Origin of the sequence: Citrobacter sp. Cm046 (assembly GCF_030333065.1) — a bacterium.
In the GTDB taxonomy this organism is placed as follows: domain Bacteria; phylum Pseudomonadota; class Gammaproteobacteria; order Enterobacterales; family Enterobacteriaceae; genus Citrobacter; species Citrobacter murliniae.
The window spans coordinates 44,908-62,629 of record NZ_JAOWGP010000040.1 but is presented as its reverse complement, the minus strand read 5'-3'; the positions used below and the strand labels follow the sequence as shown (position 1 = coordinate 62,629).

Annotated in this window: 11 protein-coding genes; 2 read left to right on the top strand and 9 right to left on the bottom strand. The window is 50.4% G+C overall.

Features of this window, described 5'->3' with window-relative positions; genetic code table 11:
* The gene (gene uacT / locus OGX98_RS12335; protein WP_045447229.1) at positions 1-1,449 is read right to left on the bottom strand and encodes a urate/proton symporter UacT; all 1,449 of its coding nucleotides are present in this window, start codon (positions 1,447-1,449) and stop codon (positions 1-3) included.
* Between the two features lie 434 nt (positions 1,450-1,883).
* Between uacT and ygfT the strand changes: the two genes are divergently transcribed.
* A complete protein-coding gene (gene ygfT, locus OGX98_RS12330) occupies positions 1,884-3,806 on the top strand; it encodes a formate-dependent uric acid utilization protein YgfT (protein ID WP_286595342.1) in 1,923 nt (640 codons plus the stop codon).
* Positions 3,803-4,291, top strand: coding sequence for a 4Fe-4S dicluster domain-containing protein (locus OGX98_RS12325; protein ID WP_286595341.1), 489 nt, complete (start codon positions 3,803-3,805; stop codon positions 4,289-4,291). The genes ygfT and OGX98_RS12325 overlap by 4 nt, the downstream gene beginning before the upstream one ends.
* Positions 4,292-4,326: 35 nt before the next feature.
* On the opposite strand, the gene ghxQ is transcribed toward OGX98_RS12325, so the two are convergent.
* From ghxQ to mocA, 8 genes are all read right to left on the bottom strand, one after another.
* Positions 4,327-5,694 carry a guanine/hypoxanthine transporter GhxQ gene (gene ghxQ, locus OGX98_RS12320; RefSeq protein ID WP_045447221.1) on the bottom strand — a complete coding sequence of 456 codons (1,368 nt, stop codon included), beginning with the start codon at positions 5,692-5,694 and terminating at the stop codon, positions 4,327-4,329.
* 35 nt (positions 5,695-5,729) lie between these two features.
* Entirely contained in the window at positions 5,730-7,046 is a 1,317-nt protein-coding gene (guaD, locus tag OGX98_RS12315; RefSeq protein ID WP_045447218.1) for a guanine deaminase, read from the bottom strand.
* 17 nt (positions 7,047-7,063) lie between these two features.
* Positions 7,064-8,464 carry a xanthine/proton symporter XanQ gene (gene xanQ, locus OGX98_RS12310; protein ID WP_045447215.1) on the bottom strand — a complete coding sequence of 467 codons (1,401 nt, stop codon included), beginning with the start codon at positions 8,462-8,464 and terminating at the stop codon, positions 7,064-7,066.
* A gap of 164 nt (positions 8,465-8,628) precedes the next feature.
* Positions 8,629-11,499 carry a molybdopterin-dependent oxidoreductase Mo/Fe-S-binding subunit gene (locus tag OGX98_RS12305; protein WP_286595340.1) on the bottom strand — a complete coding sequence of 957 codons (2,871 nt, stop codon included), beginning with the start codon at positions 11,497-11,499 and terminating at the stop codon, positions 8,629-8,631.
* Positions 11,496-12,275: a molybdopterin-dependent oxidoreductase FAD-binding subunit gene (gene ygfM, locus OGX98_RS12300; RefSeq protein ID WP_045447207.1), complete on the bottom strand. Its 780-nt coding sequence runs from the start codon at positions 12,273-12,275 to the stop codon at positions 11,496-11,498. Before ygfM ends, OGX98_RS12305 begins: the two co-directional genes overlap by 4 nt.
* Positions 12,276-12,325: 50 nt before the next feature.
* Positions 12,326-13,654, bottom strand: a complete 1,329-nt coding sequence (gene ssnA, locus OGX98_RS12295) for a putative aminohydrolase SsnA (RefSeq protein WP_286595338.1) — start codon at positions 13,652-13,654, stop codon at positions 12,326-12,328.
* Between the two features lie 2 nt (positions 13,655-13,656).
* Positions 13,657-16,755 (bottom strand): putative selenate reductase subunit YgfK, encoded by a 3,099-nt coding sequence (gene ygfK, locus OGX98_RS12290; protein ID WP_286595337.1) that lies wholly within the window; start codon positions 16,753-16,755, stop codon positions 13,657-13,659.
* A 328-nt stretch (positions 16,756-17,083) separates the two neighbouring features.
* On the bottom strand, positions 17,084-17,656 hold the full coding sequence (gene mocA / locus OGX98_RS12285; RefSeq protein WP_286595336.1) for a molybdenum cofactor cytidylyltransferase: 573 nt from the start codon (positions 17,654-17,656) through the stop codon (positions 17,084-17,086).
* Positions 17,657-17,722 lie beyond the last annotated feature (66 nt).

Here is a 17,722-nt window from a genome sequence, read left to right as displayed (position 1 = left end):
TCATTCTCCATGCTCATTTTTCTTTAGCTTGCGCATCAGAAGCCACATACGGACTGTTCTGACTTTCAAATTTTTATCAGTAACAGATTCCTTAACCAGATCGGCATGATGCTGGTAGCCATTAAAGAAGACGTTCAGTACAACGGCGCTAAAGGTTGCCAACATAATGCCGCTATGTAGTAAGGGCTGCAGTACGGCCGGCAGCTTAGAAAAGAAGTCATGAGAAAGTGTCGGGGTCATACCCACGCCAAGACTGATTGCGACGATATACAAGTTGTAACGGTTGGTGGTGTAGTTACAACGCGACAGAATACGAATCCCGGTTGCCAGCACCATGCCGAACATCACCAGCCCCGCGCCGCCAAGAACGAATTGCGGAATAGAAGCCACCAGCACCGCCATTTTTGGCACCATGCCGAATAACATCAAAATGATGCCAGAAGCAATGCACACCCAGCGGCTATGAACGCGCGTTACGCTGACCAAACCGACGTTTTGCGAAAATGAAGTATGCGGAAAGCTGTTAAACGTACCTCCAATCATTGTCCCGACGCCATCTACGCGCAGCCCGCGAATAATATCTTGTGAAGAGAGTTTTCGACCGACGATTTCCCCCAGGGCCAGGAACATCCCCATAGACTCAATAAACACGATGATTAACACAGCGGTCATGGTCAGAATAGAGACGGGATCGAACACCGGTATGCCAAACGACATTGGCGTGACAATCGCGAACCACGACGCATCATATAATCCGGACAGATTAACTTCGTTCATCATCCACGACAGGAAAAAACCAAAAACAATCCCCAGTAATACGGCGACGTTGGACATAAATCCTTTCGCATAGCGAGTGATGAGCAAGATGAAAATTAAAACGGCGAAGGAGATCCCCAAATAGACGGGATTACCATATTGCGGATTACCTTTACCGCCTGCGGCCCAGTCAATGCCAACCTGAATGATACTAAGACCGATAGAGGTAATTACCACACCAGTAACCAGCGGTGGGAACAATGGCATTAAGCGGCCGATGAGCGGTGCTAGTAATGTGGTGATAAAACCCGCTGCGATGGTCGCGCCAAAAATCCCCAGCAGACCAATATCTGGGTTCATCCCGATGGCAATCATCGGTGTCACGGCAGCGAAGGTCACCGACATAATGACGGGCAGGCGAATGCCCATAAAACGACCGATGCCGATACATTGCAACAACGTGACGATACCGCAGCAAAAGAGATCGGAGCTTATGAGCATTGCGATAGCCTCTTTGGAGAGGCCAAGCCTGTCGCCAATCATCAGCGGTACAGCGACCGCACCTGCATACATAACAAGCACGTGTTGCAGACCGAGTATGATCAGCTTTCCTGGTGATAATATGCGGTCAACTTCATCAGTGGGGCGCTCTAGCCCTGAAGATGAGGGAGGTTGAGAATCTATGGCGCTCATGCGTCTCTCCTTAAGCTCGCCAAATTAAAAAGCAACCGTTTACCTTCATAAAACTGAATAAAGACATGCTCGTGGGATGCCAGTTTTAGCGAGGAGGCGAGGTTATAAGGTGGAAATGCGGAGGTAATCACATAATCGTAGTTAAACAGAATAGATGAGAAAATAAATGGGTAGTGAAATTATCTCTAATTTTCTCATATTGATATTTCTTTAATCATTCTGGCATACCGAGCTCTCGCATTTATTACTTTTAATCCTGAAGTCCCTATTTTTGGTTACGATGATCAATTAATGAAAGCGGCATAGATTGCGGAGCAATAATTTGATCTAAGTTCCAAAATTGCAATTAATACAGATACGCTACCTAATATATGCCCGTTTATTGCATCGCAACATTTGAGAAGACAAAAACTCATCAAGTGAAAGGGATACGAATGAATAAGTTTATCGCTGCTGATGCTGCGGAATGTATAGGCTGTCATGCCTGCGAAATTGCCTGTGCGGTGGCGCATAATCATGAAAACTGGCCACAGAGTCAGAGTGATTTTCGACCTCGTCTCCATGTTGTTGGGAAAGGACTGGCCGCAAATCCCGTTGCTTGCCATCATTGCAATAATGCCCCTTGCGTTACGGCTTGTCCCGTTAATGCTCTAAATTTTCAACCAGATAGCGTACAGCTGGATGAACAAAAGTGTATTGGTTGTAAAAGATGCGCAATCGCTTGCCCCTTTGGTGTCATTGAGATGAATAACGTGGTCGCATTGAAATGCGACCTTTGTTTTCAGCGAGATTCTGGCGCGCAAGCTTGTGTTGAAGTTTGCCCAACGCAGGCGTTACGGCTGATGGATGGCAAAGGGTTACAGCAGATAAAAATGAGGCGTCAGCGTAGAACCGCAGAGGGAAAAGCAGCAGAGGAACTACCATCATCCCGCCGCGCGGCGTTACTCCCTGTTAATCCGCGCAAAGGTGCAGATAAAATTTCAGCGAGCGAGCGGAAAACGCACTTTGGCGAAATTTATTGTGGGCTGGATCAACAACAAGCTGCTTATGAAAGTGACCGCTGTGTCTGGTGCGCCGAAAAAGCTAACTGTAACTGGCATTGTCCGCTGCATAACGCCATTCCAGACTACATTCGACTGGTGCAAGAAGGACGGATTATCGAAGCGGCAGAACGTTGCCACCAGACCAGCTCCTTGCCAGAAATCTGTGGCAGGGTATGCCCACAGGACCGGCTTTGTGAAGGGGCATGTACGTTGAAAGATCACACCGGCGCAGTCTCTATCGGTAATCTGGAACGTTACATCACTGATACCGCGCTGGCGATGGGCTGGCGCCCCGATGTCAGCCAGGTTATACCTCGCATGGAAAGAGTGGCGGTGATTGGCGCAGGGCCCGCAGGGCTGGGCTGTGCCGATATTCTTGCGCGGGCTGGCGTGCATGCGGATGTGTTTGATCGGCATCCCGAAATCGGCGGTATGCTGACTTTTGGTATTCCGTCCTTCAAGCTGGACAAAACGGTATTAAGCCAACGGCGGGAGATTTTCACAGCGATGGGGATCGACTTTCATCTCAACTGTGAAATTGGCCGCGACATTTCCTTTAGCGATTTAACGGCGGAATATGATGCCGTTTTCCTTGGTGTTGGTACTTACGGCATGATGCGTGCGGAGTTGCCGAATGAAGATGCATCCGGTGTGATTCAGGCATTACCGTTCCTTACTGCGCATACCCGCCAGTTGATGGGGCTGCCTGAATCTGAAGAGTATCCGCAGACGGATGTTGCTGGTAAACGGGTTGTGGTGCTGGGTGGCGGAGATACGACAATGGATTGCCTGCGTACCTCCATTCGTCTGAATGCCGCCAGCGTGATTTGTGCTTATCGTCGTGATGAAGTCAGTATGCCTGGTTCCCGCAAAGAGGTAGTCAATGCACGCGAAGAAGGGGTTGAATTCCAGTTTAATGTTCAGCCGCAATATATCGCCTGTGATGATGACGGGCACTTAACTGCGGTTGGTTTGATCCGCACCGCAATGGGAGAACCGGGGCCAGATGGTCGACGTCGTCCTTGCCCGGTGGCTGGTTCTGAATTTGAGCTGCCCGCCGATGTCCTGATTATGGCATTTGGTTTTCAGGCGCATGCGATGCCGTGGTTGCAAGGTAGCGGTATTAAACTCGATAAATATGGCCTGATTAAAGCCGGCGACGCGGGACATTTATCTACCCAAACGCATCTGAAAAAAGTCTTTGCGGGGGGGGATGCCGTTCATGGCGCAGACCTGGTGGTCACCGCAATGGCGGCAGGAAGGCAGGCGGCGCGCGATATGTTAGCTATGTTTGATACGAAGGCATCGCAATGAAATCGTTAATTATTGTCAATCAAAATGACTGCATTGGTTGCCGTACTTGCGAAGTGGCTTGCGTGGTTGCTCATCCGTTAGAACTGGAGTTGAATGCCAGTTTTTTTCTACCGCGCTTAAAGGTACAGCGTCTGGATAGCGTAAGCGCACCGGTGATGTGTCACCAGTGTGAAAATGCACCGTGTGTAGGGGCTTGCCCGGTACAGGCGCTAACCATGGGGGAGCAGCTAGTGGAGGCAAACGCCGACCGTTGTATTGGTTGTCAGAGTTGTGCCTGTGCATGCCCGTTTGGCATGATCACCATTCAGATGTTGCCGGGAAATGCACGTCCACTGATCGTGAAATGCGATCTTTGCGAACATCGGGTTGAAGGGCCTGCCTGTGTCGAGTCCTGCCCGACGCAGGCGTTACAGTTGATGACGGAGGGAGAACTTAAGCGGATCCGCCAGCAGCGTATTGCTGCCAGCGGCGAGATTTTTCTCTGATAAAACCCCCGCGCTTGTATGGCGCGGAGCTTCTCTTAGATTGCCCAACCACCTGCGTAAAACACGACCAGGGCGACGGTAATGATAACAGTACCGATATTCAGTTTGTGCCATTCGCGCGCAAATACGCGGCCCACCACCAGCGTTACAAAGCCCAGCATAATACCGGTAACGATATTGCAGGTCAGGACGATGAATACCGCGCAAACCAGTCCTGCCATAGCATCAATAAAGTCATTGAAGTCCAGTTTCGAGACGTTACTTAACATCAGCAGACCAACGTACATCAGTGCGGGGGCTGTGGCATAACCGGGGATCAGAAACGACAACGGTGATAAGAACAGAATCAACAGGAATAGAAAGCCTACAACAGTCGCTGTCAGACCTGTCTTGCCACCGGCAGCAGTCCCAGCCGCAGATTCGATATAGACAGCTGCCGGGGCTGCGCCTACCAGGCCTGAAAATATCGAGCTTACTGAATCGCTGGTTAGTGCTTTACCTCCGTTAATAATCTGATTGTCTTTATCCAGAAGATTCGCCTGACCAGCGACCGCACGGATGGTGCCAGTGGCATCGAACACTGCGGTCATCACCAGTGCCAGTACACTCGGGAGCACGGTTGGCTGAAGCGCACCGATAATATCAAGGCTGAATATAAGGGATTTTCCATCTTCGCCAGTCAGGCTGGGCATGGCTACCAGACCATGGTATTTCACCGTTGGATCGAAAATTAAGCCAATGATCGAGATGGTGATAATGACCAGCAAGATCCCGCCTGGAACGCGGCGCTTTTCCAGACCGAAGATAACCGCTAATCCCAGCAAACTCATCAGCACCGGGAAAGAGGTAAACGTACCAAGCGCCACAGGTAAGCCTTCAATCGGATTTTTGATGACCATACCGACGCCGTTGGCGGCAATCAGCAGCAGGAACAGACCAATACCGATACCTGTACCGTGTGCAATACCCATCGGTAAATTACGCAATATCCAGGTACGAATACCCGTTACGGAGATGGCGGTGAAGATGAGGCCCATCAGAAAGACCGCGCCCAGCGCGACAGGCACGCTAATTTGTTGCCCTAGCACCAGGCTAAATGCGGTAAATGCGGTAAGTGAAATGGCGCAGCCAATCGCCATCGGCAAATTAGCCCATAACCCCATCAACAGGGAACCGAAACCTGCGACCAGACAGGTGGCGACAAAAACTGCCGCAGGAGGAAACCCCGCTTTTCCTAGCATGCCGGGAACCACGATAACGGAATAAACCATGGCCAGAAAGGTGGTCAAACCCGCCAGCACTTCCTGACGAACGGTACTGCCACGAGCTGTAATTTTAAAATAATTATCCAACGCGCCTTGGGGCTTTGGTGCGTCCGGTGTTTGTAGGATGTCTCCAGACATAATGATGTCCTCACGAGGATGTTAAGGTTTTATTATTAGTTGCGTTCGTACACCAGACGACCATCAACGTAGGTGCGGTATATAGAACGGTCATCGCCCAACGTCATCATCACGAACAATTTGTCGACTAAAGAAACAGAGTTGTCATAGCGCAGTTGCTGAAGCGGCGTTGCTGTCGGTTCCATCACCACGAAATCGGCTTCTTTACCTGGCATAAAGTTGCCGATCAGGTTGTCGAGCCCCAATGATTTCGCACCGCCCAGGGTGGCAAGATAAAACGCTTCATAAGCTGAGAGGCGATACCCCTGTAACTGCAACACTTTGTACGCTTCGTTCAGCGTCTGCAGCATGTTGAAGGTGGTTCCTGCGCCAATATCAGTTCCCATGCCGACTTTCACTTTTTTCTGCCATGCTTTTTGTAGATTGAATAAGCCGCTGCCAAGATAAAGGTTGGAGGTCGGACAGAAAGCGATACTGGATTTTGTTTCGCTCAGGCGGTCCCACTCTTTTTCTTCCAGATGGACGCAGTGAGCAAAGACGCAGTTTTTACCTGTCAGACCGTACTGATGATAAACATCCAGGTAGCCATCGTGTTCAGGATAAAGTGATTTCACCCAGGCAATTTCATCTTTGTTTTCACACAGATGAGTATGTACCCACGTATCGGGATACTCTTCTTTAAGGCGTTGTGCCATCGCCATCTGTTCGGGCGTTGAGGTGGGGGCGAAACGTGGCGTAATGGCATACAGCAGGCGGCCATTTTTGTGCCAGCGTTCGATTAGCTCCTTACTTTGCTGATAGCTGCTTTCTGCCGTGTCGAGTAGATAATCTGGCGCGTTGCGATCCATCATTACCTTGCCGGCAATCATTCGCATATTGATATGACTCGCGGTTTCAAACAATGCATCCACCGACTGCGAATGAACAGTACCAAACACCAGCGCCGTGGTAGTGCCGTTACGTAATAACTGCTTGATGAAGAACGCCGACATTTCGCGTGCGTATTCTAAATCTTCATAACGACGCTCGGTGGGGAAGGTGTGTTTGTTCAGCCATTCCAGCAACTGCTCGCCATAGGCGCCGATCATTTCACTCTGCGGATAATGGATATGCGTGTCGACAAAGCCCGGGACTACCAGCTTGCCGCGATAGTCGCGGACACGAATGGAGTCAGGGATTTGATATTTTCCCTCTTCCCACTCGCCAAACCATGCCACTTTCCCCTGGCGAATCAGTAACAATCCATCTTCGATAAATCGCAACGCAGAGGAAATCTCTTCCGGGTTATCAACCGTACGGGTGACATCAATAAAACTGCCTCGAACTGCTTTTAACGTGTGTTCGCCTGACATCATTAACTCCTTTACTGTTAATCCATCTCTTCCGCTGAGGGAATACCTGGCAAAACGTTTTCTTGTCGGTAGCCTCCTGGGAGAATGATATTTAAAACAATTGCTGTTAACCCTCCGGCACAAATAGGATTTTCAACTAATACATAAATAGAGGCGGGTAAGATTTTAAAAATCTCGGGGTCATATGAAACGCCAAGACCCAAACCCAAAGAGGTAGCGACGATCAATGTTTCACGTCGTTTTAATCCGTTGGTGATAATGATGCGGATACCGGCAATTGCAATCATGGAAAACATCAGCGTCATTGCGCCACCCAGAACCGCTGAGGGAATAGTGGTGAAGAAGCCGCCGATCATTGGAAATAACCCGAGGATCACCAGCATTATCGCGATGCTCCGTCCAATATAACGTGAGGCGACGCCAGTCATCTGAATCACGCCGTTGTTCTGTGCAAAGGTGGTTAATGGCAATGAACCGACCGCGGAGGCAATGACAGAGACTAGTCCATCCGCCAGCACGCCTCCTTTCAGACGCGACTGATATTCCTCCCCCTGAATCGGGCGGCGGGAAACCATCGCTGTGGCGGTGATATCGCCTACCGCTTCCAGCACACTAAGTAGATAAATCGTGCCGACAACCAGGAACTGATGAAAGCTGAAACTAAATCCGTATTTGAATGGATGTGGGATGGTGATGAGCGGCAGATTGCGCATGCTGCTGAAATCAACCATGCCCAGGCATAACGAAACGATATAGCCAACGCATAAACCAATGGCGATACCGCCCATGCGCAGAAGCGGACTGCGGCAGCAGTTAAAACCGATAACCACAATCAGAACCAGCAATCCGACGCCAAGATGTTCGTAACTGCCGAACGTGCCGCTACTTTTGGCGGCAAAGCCGCCACCAAAATCAATGATGCCGACTTTAATCAGACTTAAGCCAATCATCAACACGACGACACCGCTGACGGTGGGAGTAATCACTCTGCGTAAATAAGGGAGAATAAATGAAGCACCGACCACGAGAAATGCGCCCACGAAGGAGACGCCAAGTAGCGACGACATGATTAATTCTTCGTGGAAACCGTCGCTTTTCATGCTGCTGCCCAGAGCAATCATGACCGTAACAAATGAAAAATTGACTGACTGAATGGAGAGTAAACCGGAACCCACGATGCCATAACGGTTTACCTGTAACCAGGTGCCAATGCCGGAAGCGATCATCGCCATGGAAACCAGATAGGCAGTGGTTTCTACGGAAAGCTGTAATGCCGCACCCACAATTAGCGCGGGTGTCACCATCGGAACGAAAATTGCCAGTAGATGAGTAATTGCGCCAATGATTGCCTGATGAAAGGGAGGGCGGTCCTCCAGTTCAAATATAAGGTCGGAGCCTGCACGGTTTATATCAGACATCCCTTCACTCCTTTTAAAGTAAATTTGATCATCTGAATCAGTAAAATAAATTCCCACGAATTTGGGGCGCAGGACGCCTTGAGAACGGCTTATCTCATTTTCGCAGTCACTATTTAGTTATCTATAAAACAGGGAAACTGGCCGCCGGAGCGGCCATTTATGGTTTATATTTTTTCCAGTGCGGTGAGTATTTTCTCCGGAGTGAAATGCCATTCACGCAACCAGACGCCGCAGGCATCGTGAATAGCAGTTGCAATCGCCGGAGCTGCGCCATTTACGCCAATTTCTGAGATCGATTTAGCACCGAATGGGCCGACTTTATCGTCACTTGGTACCAGAACGGCGCGGAAATCACGCGGAATGTCGCCAATTTTTGGCGCACCATAACTTCGCAAATCGCGTGTCAATGGGTGACCCTCGGCGTCGTAAATGATTTCTTCACTCAAGCTATGACCGATAGCACGCATGGTGGCGCCGTAGATCTGACCCAGCGCTAACTCTGGGTTGACCGGTGTGCCACAGTCCAGCAAAGCGTAGAATTTATCCAGACGGATTTCACCCGTACGGGTGTTTACGGCAACTTCGGCAAAGTTTGCCCCATACGGAAAGGCAAAATCAGGTGTGATATAGCAGGCGGTTCCCACCAGTGAACCAAAGCCAGTCCCGGTTTCTCCTTGATGAGCGATTTCTCCGAAACTGACTTCTCCTTTCTTCCCGCGGACGATGCCCGGAGTGGTCAGTTGGACATCTTCCAGTGGTTCACCCAGCATGTTGGCTCCGTGGAGGAGGATTTTCTCGCGCAGATTTTCCGCCGCCATACGTGCTGCATTCCCGGAGAAACAGGTGCCGGACGAGGCATATGCGCCTTTGTCAAATAACGCATGGTCGGTGTCGCCAGAAATAACATGTACGTCCTGTGGCGCGCAATGTAGCACTTCTGCCGCCAGTTTTGTCACCACGGTATCCAGGCCGGTGCCAATATCTGCACCGCCGGAATGGACAATAATCGTGCCATCAGATTCCAGTTTGATCATGCAGTTCGCCTGATCGATATCTGGTATCCCCGATTTCTGCATGATAATGGCGACGCCTCGCCCCACACGCCAGTCACCTTCCTGCGCTTTCGGCGAAGACCACTGGATCATCTCACGTCCCTGTCGCAGGATCTCTTCCAGCGCGCAACTGGCGGCAGAAGGGACGGAGGTTGGCGCTTTGCCTTCGCCGATAGCGCCGAGGATCTTCAGTTCTTGCCCTTCGTGTACCCGGTTACGCTCAATAATTTCCAGTTGGTCAATCTGCAACTGTTCCGCCAGTTCTGCTAACGCCATGGTGATGGCGAAGTTACCTTTTGGCGCGCCGTAACCTTGATAAGCACCGTTTGGGCAAATGTTGCTGTAGTAGGTGGTGACCTGGAAATCGACGTTATCGCACGGATATAACGGCAACGACAGAGCCGGTCCGTTACACGGTACGGTGAGTGAATGGTTTCCGTAAGGTCCTGTATTGGCGCGGAAATCCATTTTCACTGCCGTCAGGCGACCATCTTTTTTCGCCCCCAGTTTAACGGTGACTTTCGCTACGTGGCGTGAGGTGTTGGCAATAAACTCTTCTTCGCGGGTGTAGCGGAACAGAACCGGACGTCCGGTCACGCAAGTTGCCCATGCGCATACTTCTTCCAGCAGAATGTCCTGTTTGGAACCAAAGCCGCCGCCAACGCGTTCTTTAATGACATGAACCTTATGCTGCTTCATGCCGACGAGGCGTGCTACCTGACGGCGCAAGTGCCACGGTACCTGAGTAGAGGCGTGGATCACCAGACGATCGCCATCCATACGGGTAAAGCAGATATGAGTTTCAGTAGGGCACTGCTGAGCCTGAGTTGAGTTATAGGTTCGCTCAATGATCACATCGGCATCGGCGAAACCTTTGTCCATATCGCCGATATGGCCATGAATGCTGGCCGCGATATTTTTGCGTGGGCGTGAACCGATTGGGAAGTTAATGATCATATGCTCGCCACGCTGGGCTGCATGGCTATTGTCTTCTTCCAGCGTATCTGGTGCGCCAGCGACATAAACCACCGGTTCGTCGTGTACTACTGGGGCATCTTCCGCCATCGCATCGTCAATTGATATCACCGGCTTGAGAACGTCATATTCAACGTCGATGAGTTTCAGTGCTGCCAGCGCAATCTCTTCGCTTTCGGCTACAACAGCGGCAACGCGATCGCCAACGTGACGCATTTTTTTGCCGAACATGCGACGATCGAGCGGTGAAGGTTCTGGTGCGCTTTGACCGCCCGGGGTGTAGTAGATGTCCGGGCAATTCAGGTGAGTAATAACGTGAACGACGCCTGGCAAAGCTTCGGCTTTGCTGACATCCAGATGTGTAATCAGCGCGTGGGCGTGAGGGCTGCGTAACATTTTGATGATGCAGGCGTCAGTTGTCACGCGGTCTTCAACATAGCAGGGTTTTGCCTGCACCATTTTAGCGGCATCGGTTTTCGGATAGTGCTTACCAATGACCTCAAGGTCGTCGCGGAAAGTCGGAGCGATATCAATCGTCGCCTGTGGATTATTTTTTCGCGCAACCGCCAGTTCAATGACCTGATAATATTGCTGCCAGCCAGCGTCGCGGCTGAACAGGCCAGAAAGCGCGTCGTCGATCTCTTCGCGGGTTGGTGCTGCAACGCGATCGAGTAGATCGCTGATAATCAGAGACGCTGCCGGATCGTTATAACCGGACTGGACTACGCCGACATCAACCATTGCCTGCTGAACCAGACTTAATTCGTTCCATTTGCCTAAGGATTCAGCGGTGCGTATTTCTGCCTGATCTAACTGAGCAGCGATAAGCAGGGAGGCGTTGACGATGTTGCCGTTATAAATAATCGCATCAGAACCGGCGAAACCGAAACCATCATCACTGTTGCGTACAGAGTGCATACCCATGTTAAACAACAGCTTTTGTGCGTTTTCAGCAGGATTAACCTTTAGTTCCCTGGAAGCGCCATTTAAAGTCAAGTGGATGATCATACGGCTTCCTCCCCAGCCTGTTGGCAGTCGGTATACAGGTCGGCTACTACAACTCCCGTGATATAGCGTTTATACGCGACGCTACCCCGAATATCCCCCACGGGGAAAATCGCCCTGGCGACGGCTTGCTCCAGTGCGCGACCTTCCAGATTTTGTTTTTCTACGTCGTGCAGGCGCAATGTTTTGCTGGCGACACCATCCAGCGCGATCCGCAGACCGTCGTGATCTGTTAATGCAACTGCTGCGGTAACCACGGTTAACCCCGCCTGGGAACGGCTAATTTTGCGAGTAGCACAAGTGCGATACGGATCTTTTATGATAATTTCAGTCAGCAGTCGGTCGCGTGGATCGGCAAGATAGTTTTCAATCGACAGTGTTTCGCCGTTGCCAAAAACCAACTCAGCATCCAGCGCCAGCAGTACCGGAAGTAACACGGACTCTTCCTGCCTGGCGGCGATTTCACCACCGATAGTGGACTGGTTACGGACATGACGGGAGTAGACAAAACCGAGCGCTTCCCGCAGCGCCGCTGGAATGTAGCGTGCATCGCGCAGAGGCTGTAAGCGCGACATTGCGCCAATGCGCAGTGCCCCGTTATCCCAGTCAACCCAGCCCAGTTCCAGATCCTGCAAAGAAATGGCAATTTTTTTATCCGTCCGGGTTGGTGTAGCGTTAAGTTTGCTGCCCCCGGCAAACCAGACAGCTTCATCCTGGTAGCGGCGCTTTAGTTCCAGCGCCTGTTCTACCGAGTCGGGTCTGAAAAATTGTTCAATCATCTTCTTTCCTTAATTTCCCTTCTTCTCTGAAAGAAGAGGGGATCTGTCATTTATGCCAGCGCATCCATCCGACGCCACATACTGGCGGCAGATTTTCTGGCTTGCGCATAAATGGAATCGCAGTCGAAGTTAAACTGATGGTCTTCATAAACCATCACGCCGTTGACCATCACACTGTGAACGCTGCCTGAACCCATACCGAAGGCGATATGTCCGGCGATATTGTCTGCCAGCAGTGGTGTCGGTGAGTTGTAATCGCAAATGGTTAAATCGGCTTTATAACCGACCTCCAGAAGGCCAAATTTTGCGCTGAAGTTGCGGCTAATCAGTTCGTTGCCGTTAGCCAGGGCTTTGGCAAAACTGTCAGGCCACAGCGAACCACCAGCGTCACGATGTTTAAAGAAGGCGAATTTCATCTCTTCAAACATGTCTGAACCGATGCCGTCAGTTCCCAACGCAAGATTGCGGATATCGCTAAGGTGATGGTTATAGCCGACATGGTTGTTCATGTTAGAACGGGCGTTATGCACCAGGAACGCATCGTGCTGATTAAGCAGATCGATATCCTCTTTCGACAGATACAACCCATGAGCGACCAGCGTTTTACTGTTGATGAGATCGTAGTCCGCCAGGCGTACCAGCAGGTCTTTGCCGTGCCAGTGGTGGCTGTGAGAGACGTCATACAAATCTTCCGCTGCGTGAATGTGTAAACCACGTCCCGTTGCTTTTACCGCCTCGCGAAGCATTTCCAGACCTGCATCTGGAACAGTAAATGGTGCGTGAGCGCCGATATGTGCTTCCACCAGATACGGCTCCGTTGCGGATTTCTTCGCGTCGTCAATCTGATGGGCGAAACGGATGTTTTCTTCTACCCCTTCCTGTAACTCTTTGATGCCGTTGTTACGATCGGTGGTTTCAAAACAGGTCATCGCACGCAAACCAACTTTTAAAAATGCGTTGCGCAGTGTAGAGAGCGACCCTCCGATATAGGCAGGGGAAGCATGATGATCGATAACCGTGGTACATCCGCTCTTGATAGCCTCCAGTGAACAAATTAGCCCGCTGTAATAGAGCGACTCTTCATCAAGAGCGCGATCGAGCCGCCACCAGAGATTTTTCAGCGTCGAGATGAAATCCGGACAGGGGGCGATATTCGCCATAATTCCTCGGGACAAACCCGAGTAAAAATGGTTATGCGAGCAGACAATGCCTGGCATCACAATTCGACCATGCATCTCTTTGTAGCGGGCGTCAGGATAGCGTTGCGTCAGGGTGTCGCCGATAGCGATGATGACATCATTTTCGATGGCGATATCGACGCCTTCCTGTACTTTTGCCGGGTGTAGCTGAACTGCGGTGACATTCTTCAGAATCAACATGATTACACCTCCACGTGGCCCAGCAGATAATGATGATGCTGGTGGATATGGCTGATAATGCGGCACATATTGTTTAGCTCCGGTGGCACGTTGTTAAACAGCCCTTCGCTGTCGATGTTCAGATTCCAGCTTTGGTTATTCAGACGTACGCGCACCCGGTCATTTTCCACCAGGAAGCCAGGGTTGCTGCTGTTATCAAAATCCTGCGACAGGCTAAAGACGGTGATTTTGTCTTTGTATGGTCTGCCATTCCATGGGCAGAACTGGGCACAGTTACCACATTCGTTGCAGTAGGCATCGAGGTGGAGCGTCTGGAAACGGTTCTGGAATCCAGGAACCGGAATAGAGACGTTGGCGCGGTTCGGGCAGACATCGACGCACTTGCTGCAAACATAGTTACATTCAAGGCAGCGTGCGGCTTCCTGAGCGACAAATGCGTCACGGTCGTCGCTATTTACCATGGAGATAGAGATATCGCCTTTGCGTAGATAGATTTCCGCAGGGTTGGCGTTGTTCCAGTATTTATCGCTCTGGTGTGAACGGATGTTTTCCCGGCTAAGGATGGCATCCGTTGCCCGACGTGCGGTTCCAACCGCTGCGACAATAGAGGACGGCCCGCGTTGAACGTCACCAATCATAAAGACGTCAGCGAGGCGAGTTTCACCGTTGTGATCGACATCTGGCCAGCCGTTTTTGTCCAGTGGTACGCCCATAGCATTCAAGGCTTCAGTGTCCTGCTGTTCGCCAATGGCGGTAATCAGGCTGTCTACATGCAGCGTCACTGTTTCGCTGGTTTCAACCGGACGGCGACGACCTTTCTCATCAGGTTCACCAAGCGACATGACGCGCAGTGTTAAGGTACCGTCGGCATCAAAATGTTCCGGGTTGTTCAGGAAACGGAACTCTACACCATCGTGCAGTGCTTCTTCATACTCTTCACGCCACGCTGGCATCTCTTGCAGTGAACGACGGTAAATGACGGTCGCTTTTTCGACGCCAGGTACGCGTAATGCGGCGCGCGCGCAGTCCATCGCGGTGTTACCAGCTCCGACAATCGCCACATGCTTGCCCAGATGGAGCGCTGCAACTTTGTTGTATTCGCGCAGGAAGGGGAGAGATTTCCAGACATGTTGATTGTCGCCCGCCAGTTTTACACCGCTGTTTTTATCGGTGCCGGTAGCGATCAGAATGTAATGGAAGCCCTGATTTTTTAATTGTTCGACGGTTAAAGTCGATGAACAGCCATACTCAAATTTCACCCCATGGTCAGCGACAAAATCGATATCGTGCTGAATTAACTCCGCCGGGATACGGAACTGGGGAATGATATTTTTCACCACGCCGCCCGCATTGGCTTCGCGTTCAAATAGCGTGACCGGATGACCGGCTCTGGCAAGGAAGTAACCTGCCGCCAGACCCGCCGGGCCCGCGCCAATCACGGCGACTGGGTGGCGTGAACCGGAACCCGCTGGTTTGTGCCAGCGCTGTTTATACTCATCCCAGCCTTTTTCCAGCGCGACTTTTTTCAGTTCGCGGATATTCAGCGCACTGTCGTAGTCCAGGCGGGTACAATTGTACTGGCATTGATGATCGCAAATGTGACCGGTAATGGCGGGCAGGGCGTTGCGCTGATAGATAAGTTCCAGCGCGTCGGCATAGCGGTGCTCGCCCAGCAGGCGAATATATTCAGGGATATCCTGTTGGATGGCGCAAGCGGTGACACATGGTGCAACGTAGCAGTCGGTCAGCGGCAGATCTTCCGCCACTTCAATACGCTCTTCGGGCTTCCAGTGTTTCTGGGTGTACTCCATGGTTAACGCGTCTGCCGCCAGCTTGTTCAGCCGTTCAACATCAACGTGGTCGAGACCCCAGGCATCTGACGCTTCCAATTCACGCATGCAGGCGCTTAAACGCAGATAGCCGCCGGGTTTCAACAGGTCAGTTGCCATGGTGATCGGGCGAATACCAGTATCGAAAATATCGCGGATAGTCAGTTGGCTGGCGCCACCGGAATAAGAGATAGGCAGTCTGCCATCAAAGGCGCGGGACAGAACTGCTGCAACATTGATAGAGAGCGGGAACAGCGCACGCCCGGACATATACATCTCTTCACCAGGCAAGGCGCCTTTGTTGTTGATAGTGCCGAGAGTGTTAGTCAGTTTGACGCCAAAGCTGAGCGATTTCTCTTTAGCCAGCGCCATCAGGCGTTGCAGCATCTCCAGCGCCTGTGTCAGCTTCAGATCATGATCAAAAGACTCTTCTTTTAAGCCGATGTAATCGAACCCGCAGCCATCAAGAATTTCACGTACCCGTGTGTAGCCCAACAAAGTCGGGTTAAGTTTCACGAAAGTGTTCAGCTCTTTTTCTTCCAGCATGTAGCGGCAAATGGCTTCGATTTCATGTGGAGGGCAGCCGTGCATAGTGGAGAGGGTTACGCCTTGCACCATGCTGGTAGGGATACGTGCCGGTAGTGCCTGTAAATGCGCGCGTTTACCCTGCAAACCGTGGCGGGCTAAAAACGCATCATCCAGGAGCAGTTTATTAAGCGTATCGCGGTATTGGGTGAATTTCGGATGTGCAGATGCGTCCATCATATTGTCGATGAATTGCTGCATTGGTGGTTGTTTAATACCGTCGAGGTTGTAACCGACGCTCATATTAAAGATGAACGATTTACCGGAGTTGGAAGGTTGGAACATGGCTTCAAGCAGATGCAAGGCAAACCAGGCTTTAAGGTATTCATCCCATGCTTTAAGCAGAGTGAATTCGGTAGACCATTCGGTGTTAAAACACTCGTCTTCTGCGTCGATACAGGGTTTTTCTAGCTCCAGACGGTCAAGAATTTGTACCGTTTTTAGTTCGATGAATCGTCCGCCGGTCAGCCATGAGGTGACGATATTTTGTGCGAGTTGCGTGTGCGGGCCAGCGGCAGGGCCGACGGGGGTAGCACAGGTTTCACCGAATACGTTGACAGATTTACCTTCTACGGGTGAGTAAAACTGCTGCTCAGGAATACCAAAGATAGAGCGTTGTTGTTGGTATTCATCAAATATGCGCGTCAAAAGTTCCTCAAACGGAATGGGACGCATAATATCCCCCATAACCCTCTCCTTAGCTTACACAGATATCATTGAGTGACCGGTATTGAGAAACCCGGTGGTTTAGAGGGATAGAGCAACAATCGCACCACTCTTGCCAACTTTGCCTGGTAATATAAAAAAATGTGAGGCGATTCGAAAGTTAAACGCTTTTTGTGAATTATCTCACAGTAGCCAAATGAGAATTAAAATCACTCCTGGGGTTTATTATTACCAAGGTTTTTATCACCTTTTCTCGTTTCTCAAAAACAGTGATTCCTTATCATTATGATAAAGACGTAGTGAGTGGGTTAAATATTTGAACGCAATCGTTTAACTGGGTTTTCTAAATTTAAGCATGCTTTTTTTGTGCATTAATAAAATCTTCGGGAGTATCAATGTCTAAAATTATTTCTTCATTTTCCATTTCGACGAAATAGTGTTCACCCATCAACAATGCTTGACGCATATTGCTAACATTAGGTCGCTGGACCGCCTGCATCAGGCACGATTTCGACATTAAAATCGGATGTCCAGGTATGCCGTTGTGCTGAGGGAGTATTGCGCCATTGTTACGTAATGCCCAGATTTTTCGGAAAATATCGGTGTTCAGATTGGGCATGTCGCCATGGGTGATAAAACAATGCGCTGTTTCAACCGAGGGGGCTGCGGCTTTCACCGAGGTCAGCAAGCCCAGCGCATAATCAGGGTTATAAATAATAGTGATATTGGCATTGTTTACGTAGCGATTATGCAGTTCATCAGCACGATAACCGGTTACTAAAATAATTCGACTACAAAACTGCAACGCATTTTTGATACTTGCATCAAGAATTGTTCCCTGTTGCCAGGGTAACATCATTTTCCATTGCCCCATTCTTGATGATAATCCGGCAGCGGTAATTATACAGTCGATGGCTGACATAGAGTTTCCATTATTTATTGGCAAGTCATACCTGAAAATTGTGTCACTTTCCTACAAATAAAGTGA